Origin of the sequence: Chryseobacterium sp. KMC2 (assembly GCF_016756935.1) — a bacterium.
GTDB lineage: Bacteria > Bacteroidota > Bacteroidia > Flavobacteriales > Weeksellaceae > Chryseobacterium > Chryseobacterium rhizosphaerae.
Genome location: NZ_JAESIT010000005.1, coordinates 238,525 through 262,201 on the forward strand (window position 1 = coordinate 238,525; position 23,677 = coordinate 262,201).

Below are 23,677 nucleotides of genomic sequence, written 5' to 3' on the forward strand. Positions count from 1 at the left end.
TCATATTGCCTTTTTAAGGAAACACTACTTAAAAAGCAACCAGGCTTAGTATTCTTAAAGCCCTAATTGACCTTAATCGTTCAGAATGCTTTTCAGTTTTTAGGAGACTGATCATTACTACCGTCTTATCTTTTATTAACACCAAAAATCACAAAAATGCCACAAAATATTCCATCGGGAAGCTTGTCAACAGCTCCCGACAGCAAAGGGCTTAACGTACGGCCTGATCTTCTGCCGGAATCTTTCTTCTTCCTGGAGAAAGGGCAGATAATTAATCAGGAAGTGAGCGGAAAATTTGGAGCTAACGGGACTGTATTCAGGACCACCTCCAAACTAAGCTTTACCGGCAAAGTATATACCATTTGCCAAGGGCAGGTATTTTTACAACCTTGTGGTGCAGATACCACTAAAGTAAATGCGATCCTGAAGCCTTTTAATCAGCCGATTAAAGGACTAGCGATCAAATATATCGTATACAGAGGCCTGAACAGGTCAGATTTCTTTGAAGGCGACCTGATCAAATCGACAGCTACCACAGGTTTTGTAGACGTCATCAGAAAAGAGTTCACAGGTCTTTATAATATGTTGGGAATTACTGTGCCTCCGTTTACCGCTCAGCACATCGGGTTTCCGGCAGGAACTAATCAGTCAGTAGATGATCTTATTGATGATTATTTCCTTAAGATTTCTAAAGTTGAAGTCACGGGAGGTACTGCTACTGAACAACCTAAAAAAGCTTTTGAACTGCCTATGATCCCAAGAGGAACGCATCTTGGAAATGTCACTGGAAGTATAGGAATTGATATCGTATTGAACGAAGGAGATTATACGATAGCAAATGATCCCAACCCATTTCAGTTGAATCTGGCTTTTGCCCGAAGTGCTGATCATGTCTTAGATCAGGCTATTGGTAATACAGCTTTTAAAAAGAAACTGATTAGGGAAACAGCTACCCAGTTCCTTGATATTGCCGCCTTTTATGGCTTACATACTCAGGGAAAAGGAAAAATTCATATGAGTGACAATTCTGTCCTGCAAACTCCAGATGAAATTTATAATCAAATTCAGAAGTTTCTGACAGCACAAACTACATATCTGTACATCCAGGGAAGCAGACAAAGATCCTATAATTTCTATGGAAATCAGAATCTGGAAGGAAGTACCCATAATATTAAAATCGGACCAACAGCTAGCAACCTTTCCTTAGAGCAGTTTGAAGCAGGCTGGCCGGTAAAAGAGCTTGCTGCACAACCATCATTGGTACTACAGCTTACAACTGATAACAATGATGCCGCTGCCATGTACGTAAAACAAGGTGTTTTACATGCAGATACAGCCAATGAAGATTATTTTATCAGAGGTAAAAACTTATTGCAGGAAGAAGAAAATGGAGTAGATACCAATTTTACGAAGCCTATTACTTTCAGTTTAAATAAAACAAGTGCCAATAAAACGGTTGCTTCATTTGTACAGTTGATTTATGAAGGGAAAACAGTGAAAATCACTTCTGAAACGCCAGGTCCAAACCCTGGTGATCCTGCTGTAAGTACAAGCTACGATTTGAAGGACATTGATGACATCTTTGGATTGATTAATGTAACTCCTAAAGTTCAGTCTAAAGGAGGTAATGAGCTTGCTTATGTAATTGATCAGAATTTATTATTGATTGATTTTGAAAGTAAAACACGAAGAAAAGACATTGCAACGGTGACCACTAAAAAGGTTGAGGATCTGATCATGAAAAATGATACAGAAAGTTTGCCAAGAGTTACTTATGAAACCTTGTTGAACAATATCCGCCAGAATGTAGGTGGTTTTTTTGAAAGCAGAGCAGCTTATCAGGATAATTCTAATAGTGGAACAATTTCATATAGTGATAAAAGAAATAATTTTTATCAACTTGCTTTTCCATATTATTTGCAAACAGAGAAATATTTAGGAGCGAATGGGGTACAATTTACTGGAGTATCATTATATATGGATAATGGGACATTACCAAGTAAAAAAGTTTTGGGAATCACTGAAGATGAAAATAATAAAATTAAAACTCTGATTTCAGATAAACTTCTGAATAATCCAAAATTTTATTTTAAAAATGAACTTGAAGATGAAAGTGCTTTTTATCAATCTTCCGAAGGAATAGAGTATAAAAAATATTTTCTGGCAGTATTAGGAGAGGATCAAGAAGGAAAGCTCACTATTGCTTTTCCTGATACTCCTGTATATGTTACAACTTTAGATAGTCTTGTTTTTTGTTCAGAGGAATATGGCAAATGGCTGCCAATTACAAATAGTATTAACACAGAACCCATTAATTTAAAAATCTTATAACATTATGGAAGCATTATTTTTAGCAACCAGAATTGCTGTAAGAAAAGAAGGTAAAACACCAAATGGAGGATCATATAATCTTTTGCCGACCGGAGCTAATAATACATTTGTATTAACGCCAGAAGGGCAAGTACTCGAATTTAGAATTCAAAAAAGTCCAACTACTTTTCTTACCTATATTTACATTGGTTATGAACTTATTCTGGATACGGATAAACCATTATTAACAGATAAAAAAAAGTATAAATTCGGACAGTTCGGTGGATTTTGTTTGAATACAGTATATGAACAATATAAAAATTTTAAGTTATCACTGGAAAAATTTTTACAGAGCGATAATTGGTTTGATAATAATTTTGAGTATGCGCAGAACTCGGATAGTATAACAATAGATAGACTAGAGTTTAATGAACCGGCTAAATATTATAAACAAAAAAAATACTTTTTAACGGTTACAGAACCTGACATGGACTTTTTTTCGCCGGAGAAATATACGGATTTTGTATTAGACCGATCGGAAAATTTATTACCAACTCCATCAGGAAGATTTTATCAAAAGAATATTCCTGCTATTGACAGTGAGCCAATTAAGAAACAACGTTATACCAAAACGATCACACTTATTGCCTTTCGTGCAGACCTTATTTGTAGAGATATTTTTGGAATTATTTCAAAGGAAAATATTTCTACTATTAAACAAGCTGTTTTCAAAAAATATCAACAAGGTGACGGCTCACAATATAACAGCCTTTTGAAAATTGATCAGATCATTGGAGAGCTATTAAAAGATTGGGGATATATAGATCAGGTAGAACCTACTTATATTTTTGATGGTAAATCTTGTGAGTTTGCAGAAGCCTATTATAATTCGATGTCAAGTTTTTATAGTTCGCTGAGAGGAGCTGATAAAAATACATATTTTGGATATGATAGCCACAATAATCCGTTAGATTTTAATGGAAGACCTATAACTAACGATGGTATTATACAACCGGGAGGAGCTATGGGACAGGCTACTCAACAGGAAAAAAATAAAGCAGATAATGAAAGGAGAATTAATATTTTATTAAAACATCTTACAACTGCGGGAATTGGTTTATTAGACTATGACACAAGGTTGGGCTTTGTTGCTGATATTCTTAATAAGCCTTCATTACCAAAAGAAAGTGGAAGCGAGCTTACCCAAAATAATATTTTAAAAGTTATTTCAACGTTTGCAAATCCAGATGATGCAGATCCTTTTTTAAATTATCTTCTAAAGAAAAATAATGGAAATTTATTAAATTTTCAAAATCTTTATTACAAAATTATTGAATATATTATTGAGATAGACATTCCTGTATTGGGTATTCCGGTAGGAAATAAGGAAAGAAGTAGAAAGGTATTGGTTTATACGCTATTTACAATATGGAATTATTCTAAGTATAATCCCAGCTATATTCCTGCTGGAGTAACACCCAATTCAGAAGGACTTAATCCAAATAGTTTCTTTTTAACAACTCCGGGAAAATATTATTTTGAAAAACAAAATGGAGAGCCTGCAACAGATAAGAGTTTGGAATTTGAGGCTATTGAAGTAGGGCAAGATGTCATATTTAATTATTATAAAGTTGACGAAGAATTTCATCAGGAAAAAATTCGTATTAGAAAATATGAAGGAAGGATTTATAATACTCAAGACAAAGTTACTGATTTATGGTATCATCTGTATCAGCCGATATTTATTATGGGTTACCAGAACGTAGAATCAGACAAAAAAGAAAAATTCTGTATACCTGAATTTCCAAGAGTTCCTGCGTTTATGTTCTTTTATTTTAAAGAACTTGAAGAAAAGAAAAATACGAATGCTCTTATTAATCTGGGAGTACAGGTTACTTCTGATCTCTTATTGATGTATTTGACAGGAGGAGCTTCTGAATTATTGGAAGTGAGATATCTTAAGTATTTATCAGAATCAGGGAAAATCCTTTTAAATCCAAATCTTTATAAAAATGCAACCAATGTAGTCAGATTATGGAATATTGTAAATACATCTGAACAGATATCTTTCATTGCATCTACATTTGCAAATTTTGCAACTTATCTGAGTGAAACCTCCAATAATCCCAAAGACCAGGAATTTTACGAAAGAATGAGAAATTTAGCATTTTTGGTAATGCTAGGGACAGGTTTCGGATCATTAATAGCACAAGGGAAGGCTGTAAAAGAAGCTGACGTCATTTTGGGTATGTTAGGCTTGCCAGAAGTTACTGTTATTCTGAATGACGATGCTAAAAAGTTTCTGATATCTCTTGCACAAACAGAAAAATACTTAGATAGTATTGTTGATAAAATTTCAATGACTTTTGTTCCAAGTACAGGAATTGATCCTGCACCTCTCTTAAATGCAGTTCAAGCTTTGACAAAAAAGGAGAAAATTGCTTTTTATTTTGATTTTATTCATTTGGGGAAAGAAGATCTTCTTAAGATGGGAAAGGTTGTGAATGGTGAAGTTATTGCTGTGTCGAACTGGAAAAAATTACTGGCAGTAGGTTCGTCTGATCGTAATACTATAGCTATCATTACTGATATCTCAAAAACTAATCTGATGGAAAGGTTTTATAAAGAAATTCCAATCAAAAAAATTCTTGAAGCATCTGGATATGATAGAAGATGGAGTTTTTTTAATAACTTTAAAAATGTAGATTCTACAACTTTTAATAGGATTAAAAATTATCCTGAATCTCTTGAAGTTTTTTTCAGATACACTCCTATATCTCAAAAATTGTTAGGAGAAAATGCAGACATTTGGATGAAATATTTTGAACTAAGAACATTATTGAAAAATAAAAATTATAATGAGATATCTATATTGTTCAATAAACCAATAACAAATGCATATGTAAGAAATGGGTATAAATATGTCATAGACTTATTGGATCCAATTGAGCTTCCTTATATTAATGCTGGAATAGACATGGCAATTCCAATAGCAAATCGTATTGATGATGTAAGTGTTATTGCAAATAAATTAAATATATCTGAACATATAATTCAGAGAGCGAAAAAACATTTTTTTATTGATGAACATTTTATTCTTAACCCGAAGGAAGGTTTACAACTTGGACGATTTGAAAGATCAACGACTGATTGTGAAGATTGGCTTAAATTTGTTGATCTTCCCTTAAAAGATATTTCAAATATAGAAATTATAAAATTTAAATGGTTGATAGCTCATGAATATATAGAATCTAGACTTATGGAAAAAGGGATGAATTTTAGAAGTTTTATAAATGCGGACCATATGCTATCTTACGATACAGGGGCTCATTTTGAAAGCATTAATATGAATAACTCTTATAAGTATGAGTATTATAATTTAGGGAAATTAACAAATGCTGCTTTACCGAATGATGACTTATCAAATTTGGATCTTATAGTGAGCCAATTAATAGAGATTAACAAATTAAAATAATTAATAATGCAAGATCAATTTAATAAAATACTACAAGAATTTTTAGAGAATAAAAATATCACAAATAATAAAGTAAACACAGCAAGTGTATTATTATTTAAAGAATATTTAAAAAGAATGCATGTTTGGTATGAAAAGCTTAACATGGGTGAAAAATGGTTTTTTATGTACAGATTGGATGAGGCTCATAATATTGTTCATTTTGTTGATTCACATTTATTAGATTCAGTTATTACTTTAGAGGATTTTAGGAAAACGTTTGATATAGGTATGTTTTATGTAGACAATAAAGGGTTAGATATACCAATTCTATATGGATATATTTGTTGGGAATTATTTAAAGAATATCCTCAGTTTAATAAATATAAGGATTTACCTGATCCTTATGAACCAGTTATTAAGATTTTAAAGAGAGGGAATAATATAAGAAGAGGAGAAATGAAGTCAATTGAAATAAATGGTCAGGTTATTTTTAAAGATTTAGATTTTACTAAAAATTATCTACCATCATTTGATGATGAGTTTCTCAACTATCTTGATAATAACTGTGAACGATTGGCAGATAAAGGGATTCCCAATTCAGAAAAAATACAAGATATGTGGAAAGAATTTAGAGAAATGGAATAATACGTTTGATAAGTTATAAAATTTAGTAAATTTTAAACTTAGCTATCTTATCTAAAACATTTTACCCCACGAGAAATTAAGTAAACCCTACTTAATAAGGCTTTTGTTTGCCTAAACGAAAGCCTTCCACTCACCCAAACACAAAATTATTTTTATGTCAAATCAAACACCGGTAACACACAGGTATTACCCGAGGTTATCCTCTGTGGTTACACAAGACGACATCCCGGACATTCTGGGATTCTTAAAACCGGGGATTACGAACCTCCTCGATAAAATCTATTATAAAGATTTACAATATAGTAAAGGGCCGAAAGGAGATTCGGCGTTTTACAGTTTATCTGTCGTTTCGAAGAGAATCGATATTGAAATTCCCGGGACCGGGATTTCATTAGTCCTGAACGGAACAGATGACACTGCCATCTCCGCATTTCCGATTACTGTTGAATACCAATGGAAGATTCTGGCGTATTTACGCTACTTCAGCTTAGGAAACTTTTCCTTTGAACCTCAGCAGATCTTCGAGGTAGCACTGAGAGTGCTTAACGTAACGGAAGAACAGGCCATCGCGCACTTTGTGAATACATTTGTCTCTCCTGCTAATCAGAATATCACGCCTCTGATGCAGTTTGTGAAGGATATTAATGACTCACATAGTTTGGGGCTTACATTACCATCCGATGCTACAACAGTTACAGATGTGGTACAGGATATTTTTAATAAATCAGCAGGAAAGTATGCTTCATTAGTTGCTTTTGCAACCTACTTGCTTTCCAATAACCTTCAGGATACAGCAGAAAAAGTAAAAACCTTTTTCAAAGCTTTAATGCCGCAGGATATTGACGAGTTCATTAAAGAGGTCGCTATTCCGAAATTTAAGGCAACCTTAATGTTGTCCGCAGCCATCGAATTTCCAAGAAGTATTTTAAAACCGGTAAATCCGCTCAAGCACCCGACTGCTCCTTTGGAAGTTATAGAGGATGAAAATGAGAAAGTAAGCATGAGTTTCGGAGAAGCTTTATTTTATGCCGATACGGAGAAAGGTTTTGGATATAATATGGACCTGGTTCTGAATATGAACCATCCTGCTCAGATTGGAAATACAGGTTTTGTGATCGATATTCACAATCTGAAGATTGACCTGAGTAAAACAGAAAATATTGCCGAAGCTGACGCAGACGGAAGACCCAAGGAATTTATGGGTGTATATATGGAATATACAGAAATCTTCCTTCCGAAAAAATGGTTTAAAAAGAAAGATCCTGCATCAGACAAAAAGCAGACCATTGGTATTTCAGCAAACCATATGTTGATCGGAACAGGAGGACTCTCCGGAAATATTTCCATTAAGCCTACCTATGCTGTTAAAACGGTAGGAACACAAACACAAGTTGTAGACTATTTCAGTGAATTTTTTACGCTTAGATATCAAAATCTAAAAGTAAAATCAATGTCTGATTCCACAGAACATGCCATTGCCGATAAAGGTGCACTGATTACCTTTATGAACGGACTGGACTCTCCGTCTCAGCTTAAGTTTGTATATCCGATGGGACTGACAACAGCGGCTGGAGATTACAGGGAATTTCAGAAAGAAGAAGATTATTATAAATTCCTGGCTAGCCTATCACTAGACAGTCTTGGCGAGAAAGACCGTACATTATGGTTCGACCTTGGAAAAGACCCTGAAAAAGCATGGGAATTAGGATTCAGCCATTTTGATATTGATTTCCACCAGGGACAGGTCGTGCGTTCATCACTGGAAGCGGGGTTGAAAATCAAGAAATTTAAATTGTATGATGGTACTACAGACCTGATTATTAAAGTGAACGGAGAATGGGAAAGTAAAGAGAATTTCAAGCTTTCTGCTGCCTTCCTTCCATTTGGTCTTCCACTGAACCTTTTCGATATCCTTACCTTCAACTTACAAAGAATAGAAATTGGTAAGAAAAATGACAACTTCTTTATTGAAGCAGATACTAAAATTACCTTCCCTACAGGTTCATTTGGAGAAAAACTCTTAGGAGAAGAAGGAATTGATCTGCCGGCAGTCCGCTATTACGCCAGCGGTAAATTTGAAATTGCCGGTGGAAGTTCTATCATTCCGATCAACCTTCACCTGAATTTAGGACCTGTACGTATGGCAGTAACAGCTATCCATATAGGGACTATACAGCGAATGTATAAGGATAAAATGCGTACTTATAATTATATCGGATTTGATGGTGGAATCAATATCAACCCATTAGGTCTTGATGTAAGAGGAAACGGGGTTAAATTCTATTATACCGCTGATAATGATGAGATGGTTGAGAAATATGGAGGCGATGAAGAATTATATAAAGATTCTTATTTCCATATTTCGACTCTTGAAGTAGACCTTGTGATTCCGGGAACAGCAAGTGCAAGTGCTGCAGTAGCCATTATCAAAGGAGCCCTTACGATTCCGGAACCAGGAAAATCTACAGAATACAGAGGAAAAGTTTCCCTTCAGTTGCCGAAAATGAATATTTCAGGTTCTGCAGAAATGGCTTTTGATCCAAAATATCCTGGATTCCTGGTGGACGCAAGCGTTGAACTTCCGTTTGTGATTCCGTTAGGCTCATTTGGTATTTTCGGGTTCAGAGGACTTATTGGATACCGATATGTGGCCCATAAGAAGGCTATCGGAATGACAGAAAATGATACCTGGTACGACTATTATGTACATCCGCAGCGAGGAATCAATACGGATAAATTTATCGGACCTCAGTTTACCCAGGAGTATAGCGCACCATTCTCCTTTGGAGCAGGGGCTTCCCTGGCTACCTTAGACGGACGTCTTGCCTCATTACGTGCCATGGTATTGCTTTCAGTACCGAGTATGTTCGCCATTGATGCCGGATTAACGATCATCAGTGAGCGTCTCGGACTTACCGAAGATGACCCTAAAGTTCCGCCATTCTATGCATTCGTTATCGTAGGTGACAATTCACTTGAAATTGGAGCAGGAGGTAACTTCCAGCTTAACAAAAATAATGGGTCATTCATTGACATTAAGGCTGAAGTGCAGATGGGCTTCTTCTTTAAAAATCAAAGACCATGGTATGTCAACTTCGGAACAAGGGATAAACCAATCAGGGCCAGCCTGTTTAAAGATTCTGTGAATATCAAGGCTGAATCTTATCTGATGATTGCCGCCAAGGGAATTGAAGCCGGAGCAAGGGTAGATTTTAACCTGAACCTGATTATTGTAAAAGTTTTTGCCGCTATTGAAGTAGGAGCCCATATCAGTTTCGAAAGACCTCAGGTAGGAGGATACATTTACGTGGAAGGAGGAGCAGAGATCAACCTTTATATTGTAAGTGTTGCCTTATTTATCTCGATCTATTTCAGAGTGGAACTTATATTCCCGTTCCTGATCCTGGCAGAATTTAAATTCGAACTCAAGATCAAACTGGCGATCTTTAAAATTAAGCTTAAAGTTCATTTAAGTATTAAATGGGAGAAAGGAGAGAATCAAGTAGATACAAGTGCTGTTCCACCTCTTACCTACAAATCAGACCCACCAGGGATTGATTATCCGAAAGAAGAGCGATTGAAAAATGCCGTGAAAGGGGTTCATATGTTGACCAACGAGACATTTGACCTTCCTGTCGTTCAGGTTTTCAATGCGCCGGAACCATCCATTAAAGATGATGATAAACTACCAACAATCCCATTGGATACCTATATCGATATTAAAATTGAAAAAGGACTTATTCCAACGCCGGTTGCAGGTGAGAAAATTGGAGGACATACCAGTGGAGCGACTGAATTTACAGATCTTATCCCACCTCAGAAAACTCAGCCGGGAGGACATGTACTTCGTCAGGTGAAACACCAGTATTCCATTGAAGATGTAGAGATTAAAATTCTTGCTAAAAAGAATACTATCCCTAATAATGATGAGTGGGAATGGAAAAAATATAATCCTTACAGGGCAGTATTGACTAACGATGAAGCAAACAGCATCGCTAATATTGATAAATTCAAATTAGGATTCTGGCAGAAAATCAATGATAAGTATGACACGATCAGAATTTTGGCGTCTACACCATTCTCATTCTTGGATTCTGCACAGCCGGGATGGTTTATTCCTGAACAGTATGGAATTACGGCTTCTTCATTATTCTGTACACAAACTGAGCCTGTATGGCATGAGTCTAATGTACTGGATAAAACAGTAGGAACGGTATATTACCAGCCGGCGGGAGCACCGTTTAACTTCATTAATGGAGCTTATTACAATCTCTTAGGAACGGTATCAGATGCTACGGATTATATGGCGGTTTCGAATGCTTCCAATCCACATAATTATGCGAAGTCATTGAAGATCACCAATGGAAATACCATGGTTGTTCTTCTTCCGGAAGCCTCTGCTAAAGTAAGATTATTACTTTCTACAATGGCAAGTACGGTGACGATCAGATATTATAAAGATGTATTCTCTACTGCCATTTATCAGAACTATGCTTTAATTGATGAGGTAACGAAGACAAAAGCAGAATTAGGAGCAGAACTGATGTATGATGCAGCTAATTTCGGAGGACAGTATGTAAGTAAGATTGAAATTATTCCATACAACGCCAATCAGCAGGAGATTGATGATATCAATGCACAAATAGATCTGATTTGGGCGAATGCTACAGCCAACACGACAGGTGAGGTATCCAGCGTAGTTCTTTCTCCAACGCAACAGGCTGAATACGATAAGCTTGTCGAAATAATGAAGGAATTGAAAGCCGGAGGATGTACCACTGCTCAGTGCAACGAACTGGACTTTGATGTGATGCATGTTGAAAATGGATATAACGGTGCTTTCGGATCAGGTATTGTAAACTTTGGACTGTCTAACGTAGCCACTAAGTGGGCAGATTATGAAACACAATATATGATGGTAACAGGAGATACTCCGCCATATGTTGACTTTAATACCCATTCTGTGATCTTCTTGTTTTTACCTGACAGCCCTCTTGCTCAATTTATCAAGCATAATAGTGTTGTCTCGAAAATTACAGACAAAGCCGATGGTATTGATATCTGCTATTCAAGTGATTATCCGAAAGAGAGAACCAACAAAGTAGCGATCATTAAAGTGAGTAAGACCACTCAGAAGCCTCTTAATCTGAAGTTTACCCCTGATTGCGGTTGTGATGCAAAACCGGAACCTTGTACAAAAGATGTGAGACTTTGTGATTTCCTTGCAGGGCTTATGTATAATCTTAAACAGTGTGTTCAATATCATGGAGTAGATGATGTAAGCGAACTGAGGTATAATATGAAGTGTTTCTTAATCTTCATCGATGCGATCAATAGTTTTGATAAAGAGTTCCCACAATATAACCTGGTTCAGGGTATTGGATATGTAAGAGCACATTTAAAGAAACTGACTGACTATCTTAATACTGAAGGATCCACATTATCAGGAGCACTCCAGTTAACAGAACAGATTCGTGAAATTATCTTTAATCTTGGAAACTGTGGATGTGGTGATGACGATGATAGTGGAAATACAGTTACCCAATGCTATACTTTATTCCATAGAGTGAACTGGATGACTGTTACAGACTACGAATATCAGCAGACGATTCCGTCACAACCAGCCATACAGGCAGATATGGGACTGATGCAGGAAGCGATGAGTAAAGTGATACAGCCGGTTTGGAGACCTAACAGTGTCTATTACATCAATCTTAAACTGAAAGATAATGTGAACGGAGATACACCAAAGATTATTGACTATTACTTTGCCTTTAAAACAGCAGGGCCTATCGGACATTTTGAAAAGAAAAATGAGAAATATATCGAATACCTTAAAGATGCCAATGGAAATCTGACAGATAAGAAGAAAAATGCAGATGAATACCCAATTACCACTCTGAAATCATATATCGATATGAAAAAATCATATCCGAATGCAGACGGAGATCTTCTGATGGCAAAACCATTATTCTATGGTAATGAGCAGTGTAAAATAGAATTTTTCTTTACCAAGCCTTATATCTACAATATGCTTAAGACATGGCCTGCCCATACAGGAATGGGAGTTAAGGAGATCATTGGAAGTATTAATATTATGATTAAAGATCCTGTAACTAATGTTAGTCTTGAATATCCTTTACCTCAGAACTGGACAACGCAGGAAACAGTACCGGTAACTCAGGAAAGCTGGGCCGAAGATGATCCAAACTTACCGTTGGGAATCCAGCAGATGCTTAACTATGTGAACCATGTGAATCAGGGGAACACAGGCATGGCTTGTGACATTGATCTCGGAGACCCTGTTGTGCCAAAATCATATAAATATTCAGTTGAGCTCACGAATCTGAATCCGGAAAAATTATATACCGCTATTGTATACAATGCCTTTGACGATGATGGAGACGGACATTATAAACCACAGATTACACCGGTACCGGGAAAACCTGATAAGGTATATGAAGAAAACCAGAAGATCCACGAGTTTGTATTTAGAACTTCAAGATATAAAGACTTTAAAGAACAGGTGGAAAGTTATAAGCTGAAAGAATATGATGATAAAGGACTTGTCGTAATAGGACAGAAGGATGCAATATATGAAGTGAAAGCAGATCTTAAGCAACAGCAGCTGGACGACCTTTATATATTAGCTTCAAAAGGTACCGAAAACCCATATTTAAAAGGGCTTGCCAATACCTATTCAGAAGTATTTGACCGTGCATTTGAAGGTGTGATGGGATTAAAACCATTAAATCCACCTACCAATACAGAATTTGTCAAGATTGTCAATACCAATAATGACGTAGTTGCCTTACTGATCAGAAATCCGGAACCATTCAATGATCCTAAAATTCCATTGGATGATATGGCAGACTGCTTTAAGGTTCTTAACGCTGCGGGTAATAATGATGACAATTTCAAAGTAATCTATGCTAAAGATTATTCTCAGATTTTAGTGATGCACAAGAGCAAAAAGATCAGAGATCCAAAATTAAAACTGGAATTTATCTATAAGACCTGGGATGGAGTAAAATACGCTAAACAGGGATTGCCAGTAACAATCAATGAATTACAACTAAACAATTAATTAAATCTAAAATGAGTTTTTTTAAATATCATAATTATTTCAATTCCAGTGCCAATTCAGGAATCAATTCTTCTACGAAAAACCAGGGAAATGTAATGCAGGTGGGAGCGATGGACACATCAGGATTGATTACAGTTCTGGATGAAAGCGGTAGCCTGAAATGGAATAAAGTGTTTACTTCTCTTCTGGGAGGAGATACCAAATTTATCAAGGTAATGCCATTTACAAACGGTGAGTTTGCGGTTTTGGGAATGACCTCCTATAAAACTCCTGTTGTGATGAGAATCAAAGGAAATGGAGAAATACTATGGTGTAAAAGTTTTCCATCGATTGAAACCGATGAAAAACGCATTTATGCTGATATATTTATCGATTCAATGGTTTATCTTACTTTTTATAATGTAAACACAAAGACCAGCGGAACTCTTCTGTTAGGCTGGGACGGAAAAATAGAGTCAAGAACAGATATTATTAATAACGGTACTCCAGGGGCAACCCTGGAAGTTACCGGAATCAGTACCTACAGTGAAATAGTTCATATAAGCGCCAATGAAACCCTTAATGGAGTAAAACGTGGAGTATCATTATATGGGCAGGTTAGTGCACCGGTACTCACTGCTGATTATGTATCAGCCGGTGGAACTCCTATTGTTCTGAATGGAGTGCATTGCCGCCTTACTCAAGGCGGATATCAGCTGCATATGTCCGGTAAGTTAAATACAACTCCTGTTTTGTTGGGAGCTGATAAAAAAGTATTTTTATATGAAGCCTGGGAAGGTCAACTGGTAACATTTACCTATGGAAAAGACTTTTTCTATGCCCGTACAGGTGCTGGTCAGAAGTTTTGTTTCTCTTCTTATGATTATATTCCTCAATGGGTGAAAAAATCAGAAGGTAAAGAATTTGTGATTGATCAGATTGTAGGTAATGAGGTAACAGTTAGAGGTTTGTATAACTCTTATTATACAGGGCTTGTTGCCAATACAATTAATACTTGTAACACTTCGCCGATCAGTAATTTCCAATTGTCAAAAAAAGATCTTCAGACAGAAAAGGCCCCTTATGGTTATTCCACAGTAAATGTTAAGGAAGAGGATATCAATTTTAATATTACCGATAAACCTTATACCAATACAAATGCGTGTGGTTCAGATGGAGGTGATGGAACGACAGTTACTTTCAATGAATTTTCAGGATTGCAAACCCCTAATTTATATCTTCAGGCTGCCGGATCCAAAGGAGACGACAGTACAAAAGGAATTCACCTGAGATGGGGATTCGGAGGAAAATTAGGAGAAAATCACCTTCCTAAAGGGAAACTGGCATCTACTAAAAATAATTTCAACAAACCTGATGACTTTGTAAAAGTATACAGAACCCTTTATACAAAGGAAATTTTTACCCTAGACTTTAAACAGGCTCCTCAGCTTATTGATGAAAGTAAGAAGATGTGGATGTATAAGTTTAATAATGACAATAGAATTTTTTATGTCTATTTCAAAAATAAAACAAAATACGCACAGGTAAGACAGTCTGTCAATCCGATGGTTGATCCACTTAAATTCATGCAGCTATATGGTAATGAGATTGTGGAAGTTCTTTGTAAGACAGATATCTTCTTTGCTGCAGAACTGGATGTGGTTGATCAACAGTCAGATTCAATTGTGGAATTTGAAGCTCTTTCTCTTGCAGAACCTAATAACTTTACCCAACAGCAACTTGCTTACAGATCATACCGTTACGGTAATGAAGTTTCAGAAACATATTTTAATGCTGAGAACGGGAAAACATTGCGTTTTAGAGCAGATAAATGTATGGTTGCAGGGGTTAAATTCGAATTCTATTCAGATTTTATTATCAGCAGAAACCAGGCAAATGCATGGAAATTGATGGGAGAGTTTGCTCTTACCGATGAGAGAGACTTGGCTTTGGAGAGGTTAGATCCTTTACCTAAGGAGAATCCTGTTCATGGAGCTTGGTTGAGATACAATGATGAAGCTCATGTCAATGTTGAAAATTATCATAAAAAATGGGAACATCCATCTATTGGGCCTTTAGACAGAGATATTCAGACGGTAGTTAAGAGATATGTAGAGCTGAGTAATGATCAGCCGAATCCAAAAGGGAATGAAACGATTTCAATTAATCTTTCGCCTACCGGTTCACAACAGGTGGTTGATATTAGTACGAATCTTCCTCAGGAAGGGGATATGCAGGTTTCCAATCTGGATATTTTAAATATTGCCGCTCTGGATTATCATGTGGCAAGAATGCTGGGATTAGGATATCTTGATATCAAGGATGAAGTTTTCGGAAACGAATATATTTATATCACAGAATATTATACCAATAAAGACCTGGATATCAATTCGGATGATAAAACGTATCAGTTACTTTCAATGTCTCTTCCTGTTTCTACTGAAATCGAAAGGCTTTCATTGCCGGTAAAGCTGATGAAACTGAATAAGGGAATGGACTCTGGTAATCCACAGTCTGCAGGTTTATACGATGCAGAAGGTTATTCTCATAATGGAAAATACCGTTATATCAGTATTTATAATCAACAGGTTCCTGAACTCGAAGTAAACCCTGCATTTATGGGGTTGTATGAAAAATTTGATGCATCTTCATTCACATTTCCTGTATACGGAGGTTTGGAGTATCGCGTCGTAGAACCTGGTAAAACAGATGATTATATCTGGATTAAACCGGAGTTGTGCCACGACACCAAATATCTGAATGTAGATAACTCAGCGAATGCAGCTAATTCTTGGGAAACATTACCTCTTCAGATTCCGGATACCTATGCACCACTGTATATGCATAAGCAGGATAAGAGCGGAACCTATTTTTATAAAGGATATGGGATCAACTGGTTCTCAAGAGCACAGATTGGTGGAGAAGAACTGTCAATTGATACGAAGATTAAACCTAACAACAGGTTATTACCTCCTACAGCCACTACAGCTTTTCTTATTCAGAAAGAATATCCTGTAACTTTAACTTCTCAGGGAGAGCAGGACCGCAGAAACGTGATTGCAGGTACAGATAAGACATTGGTAAGACTTGGTTTTGATCATCATATTTATCAGGATGAAATCGTATATCCTATTTCATTTGACTCTACATTGCCAGATGATTATTATCTGGATCCGAATACGATTTTCCCGGATGATAAAGAAGTAATGGCAGATGAAGTGGAGATCTTCTACAGAAATTATACCATGAAGGAAATTTCTGCAAAAGTAATAAACATAGCGCACCATCCTGTTAACCAGCTTCTGGCGGATATCAGAACAGCAGATTATACTCTTCCAAGTTCAGGAGGAACTATTCCTTCAGGATCAGCCACACCTGCTCAGCCTTCCATTCCAACCCATATTTTAAAATCAGAAATTCCGGCAGGAACTACCATTAATGATTTTATCGGAGGAATTTTCTTATTGGATTCTGTAAATTATATCATTAACGGGATCGAAGTGGAGCCCTCGGGATTGAAATTTACCGTGTTCAAAAAAGCACCAAGTGCGGCTATTATTTCAGGAACGTCACCGGTAATTGACCAGAGCAGTCTGGTACTGCCTACATTCAGTCCCGGGACTGAAGGATTGTTCAGTGCTACGGAGAATATGCAGAATACATCAACCTGGGGAGTGAAAAATCCGAACTCATTGAAAGTGAAGATTGGAACCAATGATTGGGGAATTCACAGAGAGATTATTCATACACAGCAATCGGACGGATCTGTTCAGAGATTCCTTGAAAAAAGCAGGGGGTTCTGGAAAGCGGCCAACATAGAATTGCATTATGAACTCTTGGATAAATATCAAAATAAAAAAAATGAGGTTATTGATAACCCGGCTTATGGCTGTAAGGTTCATAGAGGAGTCTATAAAATAACATTTCCAGGATTCCAAATGGCAGAGCATACGCAGTTTTTAGATAATGCTGATTCTGTAGAATGGATGAATGGTATTGTTAGGCTATTCACCAGAGAAAATTACAATGGTGGTTTGCCTAAAGAATCGAGATCAATTTTTAAAGTGGTAAAAACCGAAAACATTGGAAAAAATCAGGATCTTGTACTTTATGTTTATGATGAAAATTTCAGAATTTTTGAAGATGATAATACCCATTTACCAATATTTACTTATGATCCCAATGATATAAGCTCATTGCCGACGCCGCCACCGCCACCGCCAGCTCCGCGTCTTACCGATCCATTTATGGGAAAAAATATCTCTGTGAATTATTACCCTTCGTACAGAATTTATCTGTATAAAAATCCAGCCAATAACTTAATAGAAGAAGCTGTATTACCACCAGAAGGTGTAGATGTAAGATATTCGATCTTTGGATTTAAGAGTGTAGATTATGACAATGTGGATATGCAGGGAGTTCAGTATAAATCTAAATTTAGTGTTCCAGCTGTGATGTTTGCCAATAGAATTGTAGAACCTGACCAACCACAAAGGCCTACAGGATCTAAATATGCAACAAGACCGGATAAATTTGGAAAGTCTACCTATAGCTTTATTACCAAATATAATCATAAACCGTATTCCGTACAGTTTTTCAGAGCGAATAATACCGTTTTATTGGCTGCTCTATATGAACCAAAAACGATTGAGAAAATAAAAATAGGTCTTGATTATGTTGGGGGGACAGAAGAATTATTTTTTAATGACAGATGGATGAACTTTGTAGATTTTGATTTCTTGACAGCTACATCGAGTCAATATTATACACAGTTTCCACCAAAAGGACTAGCAAAGTTTAGAATGCCTATCCCCGATAGTAAGATTTTCTTTGATGCTATTAATTATTTTATTGAAGAGCATAATGAACATTTTAGTCTGATGGCGGGACAAAGTGGATATTCTCAACCATTGGATCTATTAAAGTGGAAAAGAGGAGAGTATCCGATTAGCTATACTGTAATTGACGCGGTTCCGAATCAGGCTGGTTCATTACGATTAGGACATTTTATCAAAGAAGCGATTACCAATTGCTTCCTGCCACTTACAGAAGTTCCGATTATCTATCAGCAGATTGAAAAGTTTGATTTCACTAACCTCTCAGGGCACAGACCTAAAAATAAAAAACAAAATATCAGGGATGCTTCAGGGTACTTATTACCTATCACTGACCCGGATTTTGATATGGCTCCAATGGCAGCAATATATAGCGAAACTCCTGAACATTCGACATTGTTTACCGATTTTACCCTTGACGGGGCCTCGGATAACTTCTACTTCTATGGAGTAAGAGAATTAGGAAATCAGATGCAGATGAGCGAATTCAGTAAATTCCAGGGACCCATTAAACTGGTGAATACCAACCCTGCTGAACCACCAAAGATCTTAAGCTTATTGCCGGTTGTAGACAATGCAACATTAGGAATCTCTGCCAAAGTAAGAATTGAGGTCAATTCTTATACAGATGTACACAAGATCAATGAGATTTCGGTGTACAGGGCAACCAATAAACTGGATGCAGATTCAATATTAAGTATGAAACACATTAAGACAGTGAAGATTACTGATGTAGAAGTGAATCCTGTAAACGGATCATGGACAGTGTATGATGAATTTGAAGATCTGGATGAAAAACCTTATGGTGATCCTCTTTTCTATCGTGTCGTTGCTTCAAGAAAAGTAGAGTACACAACCACAAATTATGCTGTTTCACCTCCGGCGACTAAAAATGTACAGGAACAGGCTCCGTCGTTACCTTCAAAAACTACGGTAACGATGCTGGTAGAAAATTATAACCCTCCAGCACCAGTATTGAGATATCATTCCGAGCCGGTAGACTCTGATGTGATCAATTGGGTGATTCTGTCCTGGGATCAGGTTTGCTATAAAGGGAAATATCACCTTTATAAAATGAGCCCTCAGGGGAACTGGAAAGAAATGGCCAGAATAGATACAGATGAAAAAGATACTTCAAAAGCAAAATTGTATCTGTACGGTAATAATCCGGCAACTAATAAAGAAGAATGGTTCTTTAAGGAAGCATTTGATATGACAGGAAACGAGTTTTTCCTTCCTGTTGAAAAATTAGGACTGGACCCTATGAAAATTAAGGATGCAGAAGGAAGAGTACTTTACCATCATTTCAAAATGGTATCTCAGAATACTTCCAATATGTTCAGTACCGAAGAAAAAATCCTTACGATCTATAAAGAAGAAACCTGGACGGATATCGGAGGTATTTCACATGACGGAACAGACGGAATGATCTTACAGGGAACATTCATTGTAAGACCCTAACTAAATCCTATGTATTAATAAGATGAAAAAAGTTCCTCCTTTCCTATTCGGTGAGGAGGAACTGATCATCAACAAACAACAAATTATGGCAAAAAAAACAATAGCTGCTTTAAAAGAATATTTTAGAGCAGGAAAAAGACCAACAGAAAGCCAGTTTAGTGATTTGATTGATAGCTATGTGCATATGGATGCTTTTAATCCTAATGCTTATTTGCCGCTATCGGGAGGAAAAATGTCAGGAGTCTTAAGTTTAGGGAATACAAGTACAACGTGGATTTCCAGGGATTTATCAGATGTATCGGTTAATAGTAATTTTTCCAGATATTTTACAAAACTGACAGGTTCTAATGGAGATGTTGACAGTTTTGGATATTATGGAGCGGTAACCAATACTGGATCGGTAACGATGAATTGGGGATTTATTGGTGGAATTGCCTATAATGGGAAAAATGCCATCAGATGGACTCCGGATCAGAGAGTCGCCATAGGAGGAAGTGCTGCCGTAATTCCAACTACCGGATATGCATTAGATGTAATAGGAAATGCGTATGTAAGAGGAGATGTAACCTTTGCCGGTGGCCTGAATACCTATCAGGGTTCGTTGCAGGTTCAGCATCTAAATGTTAATAAACTAAGAGCAGACAGTGCTAACACCATATTATCGGCAGGATCCAATAGTGGAACAAGTGGAATATTTTTAAGACCTGCAGGAGATACGGTTACCACCAATCAAGTTATCGTTAATGCGAACGGAACTCAATATGTAGATAATTATAACGTACTTTTTGGATCTCAAACAACCACAGGATCATCTGTTTTTCATACCAATGTTTCAGGAGTTAATACCCCTGGTTATGGTATATGGATGGCACATAATCTTCAGTTTAACGGAACAGATTTTATTCAGCCAAGAGCCTCTTTGAATTCCTGGGCTTTCACAGTTAATAATCATAAAGGTTTTTCATTTAACAGAGCGAATAACAGTACAACAAATGGTTCAGCAGTATCACTTATTGAATTGGTAAAGATATCAGGCACAGGAGTGATCAGTACTTTAAATAATGGAAGTTCTGACCAATGGAATGCAGCTTATGGCTGGGGAAATCACGCAGGAAAATATATGCCCATAAATCATGCTACTCCGGTTAGTGCGTTACCTTATCAAAACGATATGTTAGCAGTACCGGTAGGAACGTATGTTGCAGCAGTGAGCTCGGGATCTCCCAATTTACCTTACACACAGGCAGGTGGATTGATCTCTTTTGGTAATACAGCTGTTTCAACGAGATTACTTGGAGCCAGGGATAACTCAGATAATCTGTGGTTTCAATCCGGTGATGGTAAAGGAGCATGGAGACAACTTGCATCAAGAGATTGGGTGATTACCCAGCTAGCTTCGGCATCCAAAGCTAAAATGTCATCAGCTGAAATATCCTCAGCACCGGTCAGGGAAACGAGTATACCTATTAAGAAAGAGTATGAAATTGATTCAGCATTTTATCTGGAGCTAAACGATGAAACAGAGTTCATTACTGTTACAGGTAATCAGCCGTCCGATATGATTTGTAATATAACGGAAGTATATTCTCAACAGGAAATTAAAATTATCAATCTATCCACTTCTTCTTTGATTAAACTTCAGATAAAAGGAAGTTCAGCGGTTGTAATAGAGCCAATGAAATACATGAACATCTATATCACAGGGAATGTAAAAGTAATTAATCTTGGACAGTTTGCTGTAGAAGTTTTGGCTTAAATAAATTAAAACCTTTCCTGTTACGCCAATAAAAGGAAAGAATAATCATCAAAAAACAACAAATTATGGCAAAAAAAGTAATTACGGCTTTAAAAGAATATTTTAAGGCTGGAAAAAGGCCTACAGAAAGCCAGTTTAGTGATCTTATAGATAGCTATGCCAATTTAGAGGATAAAACTATTTTCCCGGATAACTATAAACATAAAGATTTATATTTCGAATTTCCTGATCAACAAGCCGATATGGCAATAGATGTCCTTCTGGGAAATAACTATCTGAACGGAAGTTTAGTAATTGAAGTTGCAGGTACATTTGCATATCAGACAAGTGTTGGTATTATAAAAAAACAATTTGAGATCGGGCTTAATCCTGATGGAAATCTTTGGTATCCCACTACTTCCAGAATTGTAGAAGCGGAAGGAACTATTTTATATAATATTTACATTGGAGATATTGTATGGGATTCAGCAAGAAATGAATATAAACTAACTATTTACCATACAAGTAACCGACTGAATCCATATGCTATAAGAATCACACAGTTTTCTTATGATAAAGCATTTGTAGACCAGGCGAGACTTTCTGATGTGTATCATAAACCACTTATCGGACAAAAGAAACACTCGGTACATTATAATGAAAATATAGGTATAGGAACAGATAATCCTAAGGCCAAATTAGATGTACGGGGAACCGTTTTTGCAGGCCAAGGTGATGGTACACAAGGAATCAATGCATTTGCTATACGATATGAAAATGGCTCAGTAAATAACTGGGGCTCATTAAGAAGTGGTGCAGAAACCTATATGAGCTATGGTGCTAAAGCTGATAATCAGACTGCTTATGGTTGGGTCTCAGGTGATGGTACTTTCGCTGGATGTAAGACTGCTGTAACCCTTGGTAACGAAGGGATTAAATTTTTATCTTCTAATTATCTGCAAGTACCCCAGGACTCACCGGTGGCAATGTCAGAGCTTATGAGAATAGTTCCAAACGGAAATGTAGGAATTGGTACAGAAAGCCCACAACAAAAGCTTGATGTACATGGAACTATACTATCTCAGATAAACAGCAATGAGGGAGGAGCTCTTTTTTTAGAGAATCATAGTAAAACAGCTCCGGGTACAGCCAACAGATGGGCACTCTATAATATGACAGGAGGTTATGGGAATGGCCTTCAGTTCTGGAGCTATTCTGCAGATGGAACATATGGTCCGAAATTATTCTTGTCAGATGCCGGTAATATGGCATTATATGGTAAAATCGAAGCAAAAGATGTGGTCATCACAGCAACACCTACAGCAGATCATGTGTTTGCTTCAGATTATCATTTAAGGGGAATAAAAGACCTTGGAAAATTTATTACTGAAAATAATCATCTTCCTGAAATTCCTTCAGCTAAAGAGATGACAGCTGATGGGCTTTCCGTGGGAGATTTCCAGATCAAACTGCTTCAGAAAATTGAAGAAATGTCCCTCTATATTATTTCTCTGGACAAAGAGATTGATAGGTTAAAATCAAAATAATCATGGCAAAAAAAAATAAACAAGAATTAAAAGAATATTTCAAAGCTGGAAAGAGACCGACTGAAAGCCAGTTTGAAGATTTTATTGACAGTTATGTACATGCAGATGAATCATCAGAATATTCCACTTCCGTTGAATTTCCTGCCAATTATAAAGTAGGAGACTATATAGAGTTTTTACAGTTTGAGCCGGCGAGTGCCCGGGCAGCTGGTTTTTTTGAAGTTTCTATTGCATACACCCGAAATAATACAGCCAGTGCCGCGACTCATATTACTGCGGTTTCTCACGCAAATCCGGATATATGGAGAGAAAGTGGTACGGTTAATAAAAATAATTATGTAGACGGTGCTGAAAATAATAATCTTACCGTCGATATCAATGGTGGCATTTGCAGGTTCCGTCTGAGAGCATTGCGTACCTATGGAGCTACGGATCAGAAATTAAAAGTATTTATTAAAGTAAGATCTGTTAATAAAAATGAAGTGTGGACAAAAATAGATAACAGAGGTAATAGTCTTGCCGCTGTTCCTCTTCAGCCCATGACCAATGAGTGGAACGTCTGGGTGGGAAATCTGAATTCTGCAGAAACAGCAAAAATAGGACTGAAAGTAAATGCACAGG

The 23,677-nt window shown here is 36.7% G+C and carries 7 protein-coding genes; all 7 read left to right on the top strand.

Features of this window, described 5'->3' with window-relative positions; genetic code table 11:
* Nucleotides 1-156: 156 nt before the first annotated feature.
* Nucleotides 157-2,331, top strand: a complete 2,175-nt coding sequence (locus tag JML65_RS08180; RefSeq protein WP_202270490.1) for a hypothetical protein — start codon at nucleotides 157-159, stop codon at nucleotides 2,329-2,331.
* 4 nt (nucleotides 2,332-2,335) lie between these two features.
* Nucleotides 2,336-5,785 carry a hypothetical protein gene (locus JML65_RS08185; RefSeq protein WP_202270491.1) on the top strand — a complete coding sequence of 1,150 codons (3,450 nt, stop codon included), beginning with the start codon at nucleotides 2,336-2,338 and terminating at the stop codon, nucleotides 5,783-5,785.
* Between the two features lie 6 nt (nucleotides 5,786-5,791).
* Nucleotides 5,792-6,412, top strand: a complete 621-nt coding sequence (locus JML65_RS08190; protein WP_202270492.1) for a hypothetical protein — start codon at nucleotides 5,792-5,794, stop codon at nucleotides 6,410-6,412.
* A gap of 154 nt (nucleotides 6,413-6,566) precedes the next feature.
* Entirely contained in the window at nucleotides 6,567-13,499 is a 6,933-nt protein-coding gene (locus JML65_RS08195; protein ID WP_202270493.1) for a hypothetical protein, read from the top strand.
* Between the two features lie 11 nt (nucleotides 13,500-13,510).
* Complete coding sequence (locus JML65_RS08200) at nucleotides 13,511-19,774, top strand: hypothetical protein (protein WP_202270494.1); 6,264 nt, start codon at nucleotides 13,511-13,513, stop codon at nucleotides 19,772-19,774.
* Nucleotides 19,775-19,796: 22 nt separating this feature from the next.
* Complete coding sequence (locus JML65_RS08205) at nucleotides 19,797-21,530, top strand: hypothetical protein (protein WP_202270495.1); 1,734 nt, start codon at nucleotides 19,797-19,799, stop codon at nucleotides 21,528-21,530.
* A 65-nt stretch (nucleotides 21,531-21,595) separates the two neighbouring features.
* Nucleotides 21,596-23,056, top strand: coding sequence for a hypothetical protein (locus JML65_RS08210; protein ID WP_202270496.1), 1,461 nt, complete (start codon nucleotides 21,596-21,598; stop codon nucleotides 23,054-23,056).
* The last annotated feature ends 621 nt before the right edge of the window (nucleotides 23,057-23,677 follow it).

Excerpts from the sequence above, each read along its gene's own strand:
- JML65_RS08180 (WP_202270490.1), top strand. The coding sequence starts at position 157 with ATGCCACAAAATATTCCATCGGGAAGCTTGTCAACAGCTCCCGACAGC.
- JML65_RS08185 (WP_202270491.1), top strand. The coding sequence starts at position 2,336 with ATGGAAGCATTATTTTTAGCAACCAGAATTGCTGTAAGAAAAGAAGGT.
- JML65_RS08190 (WP_202270492.1), top strand. The coding sequence starts at position 5,792 with ATGCAAGATCAATTTAATAAAATACTACAAGAATTTTTAGAGAATAAA.
- JML65_RS08195 (WP_202270493.1), top strand. The coding sequence starts at position 6,567 with ATGTCAAATCAAACACCGGTAACACACAGGTATTACCCGAGGTTATCC.
- JML65_RS08200 (WP_202270494.1), top strand. The coding sequence starts at position 13,511 with ATGAGTTTTTTTAAATATCATAATTATTTCAATTCCAGTGCCAATTCA.
- JML65_RS08205 (WP_202270495.1), top strand. The coding sequence starts at position 19,797 with ATGAAAAAAGTTCCTCCTTTCCTATTCGGTGAGGAGGAACTGATCATC.
- JML65_RS08210 (WP_202270496.1), top strand. The coding sequence starts at position 21,596 with ATGGCAAAAAAAGTAATTACGGCTTTAAAAGAATATTTTAAGGCTGGA.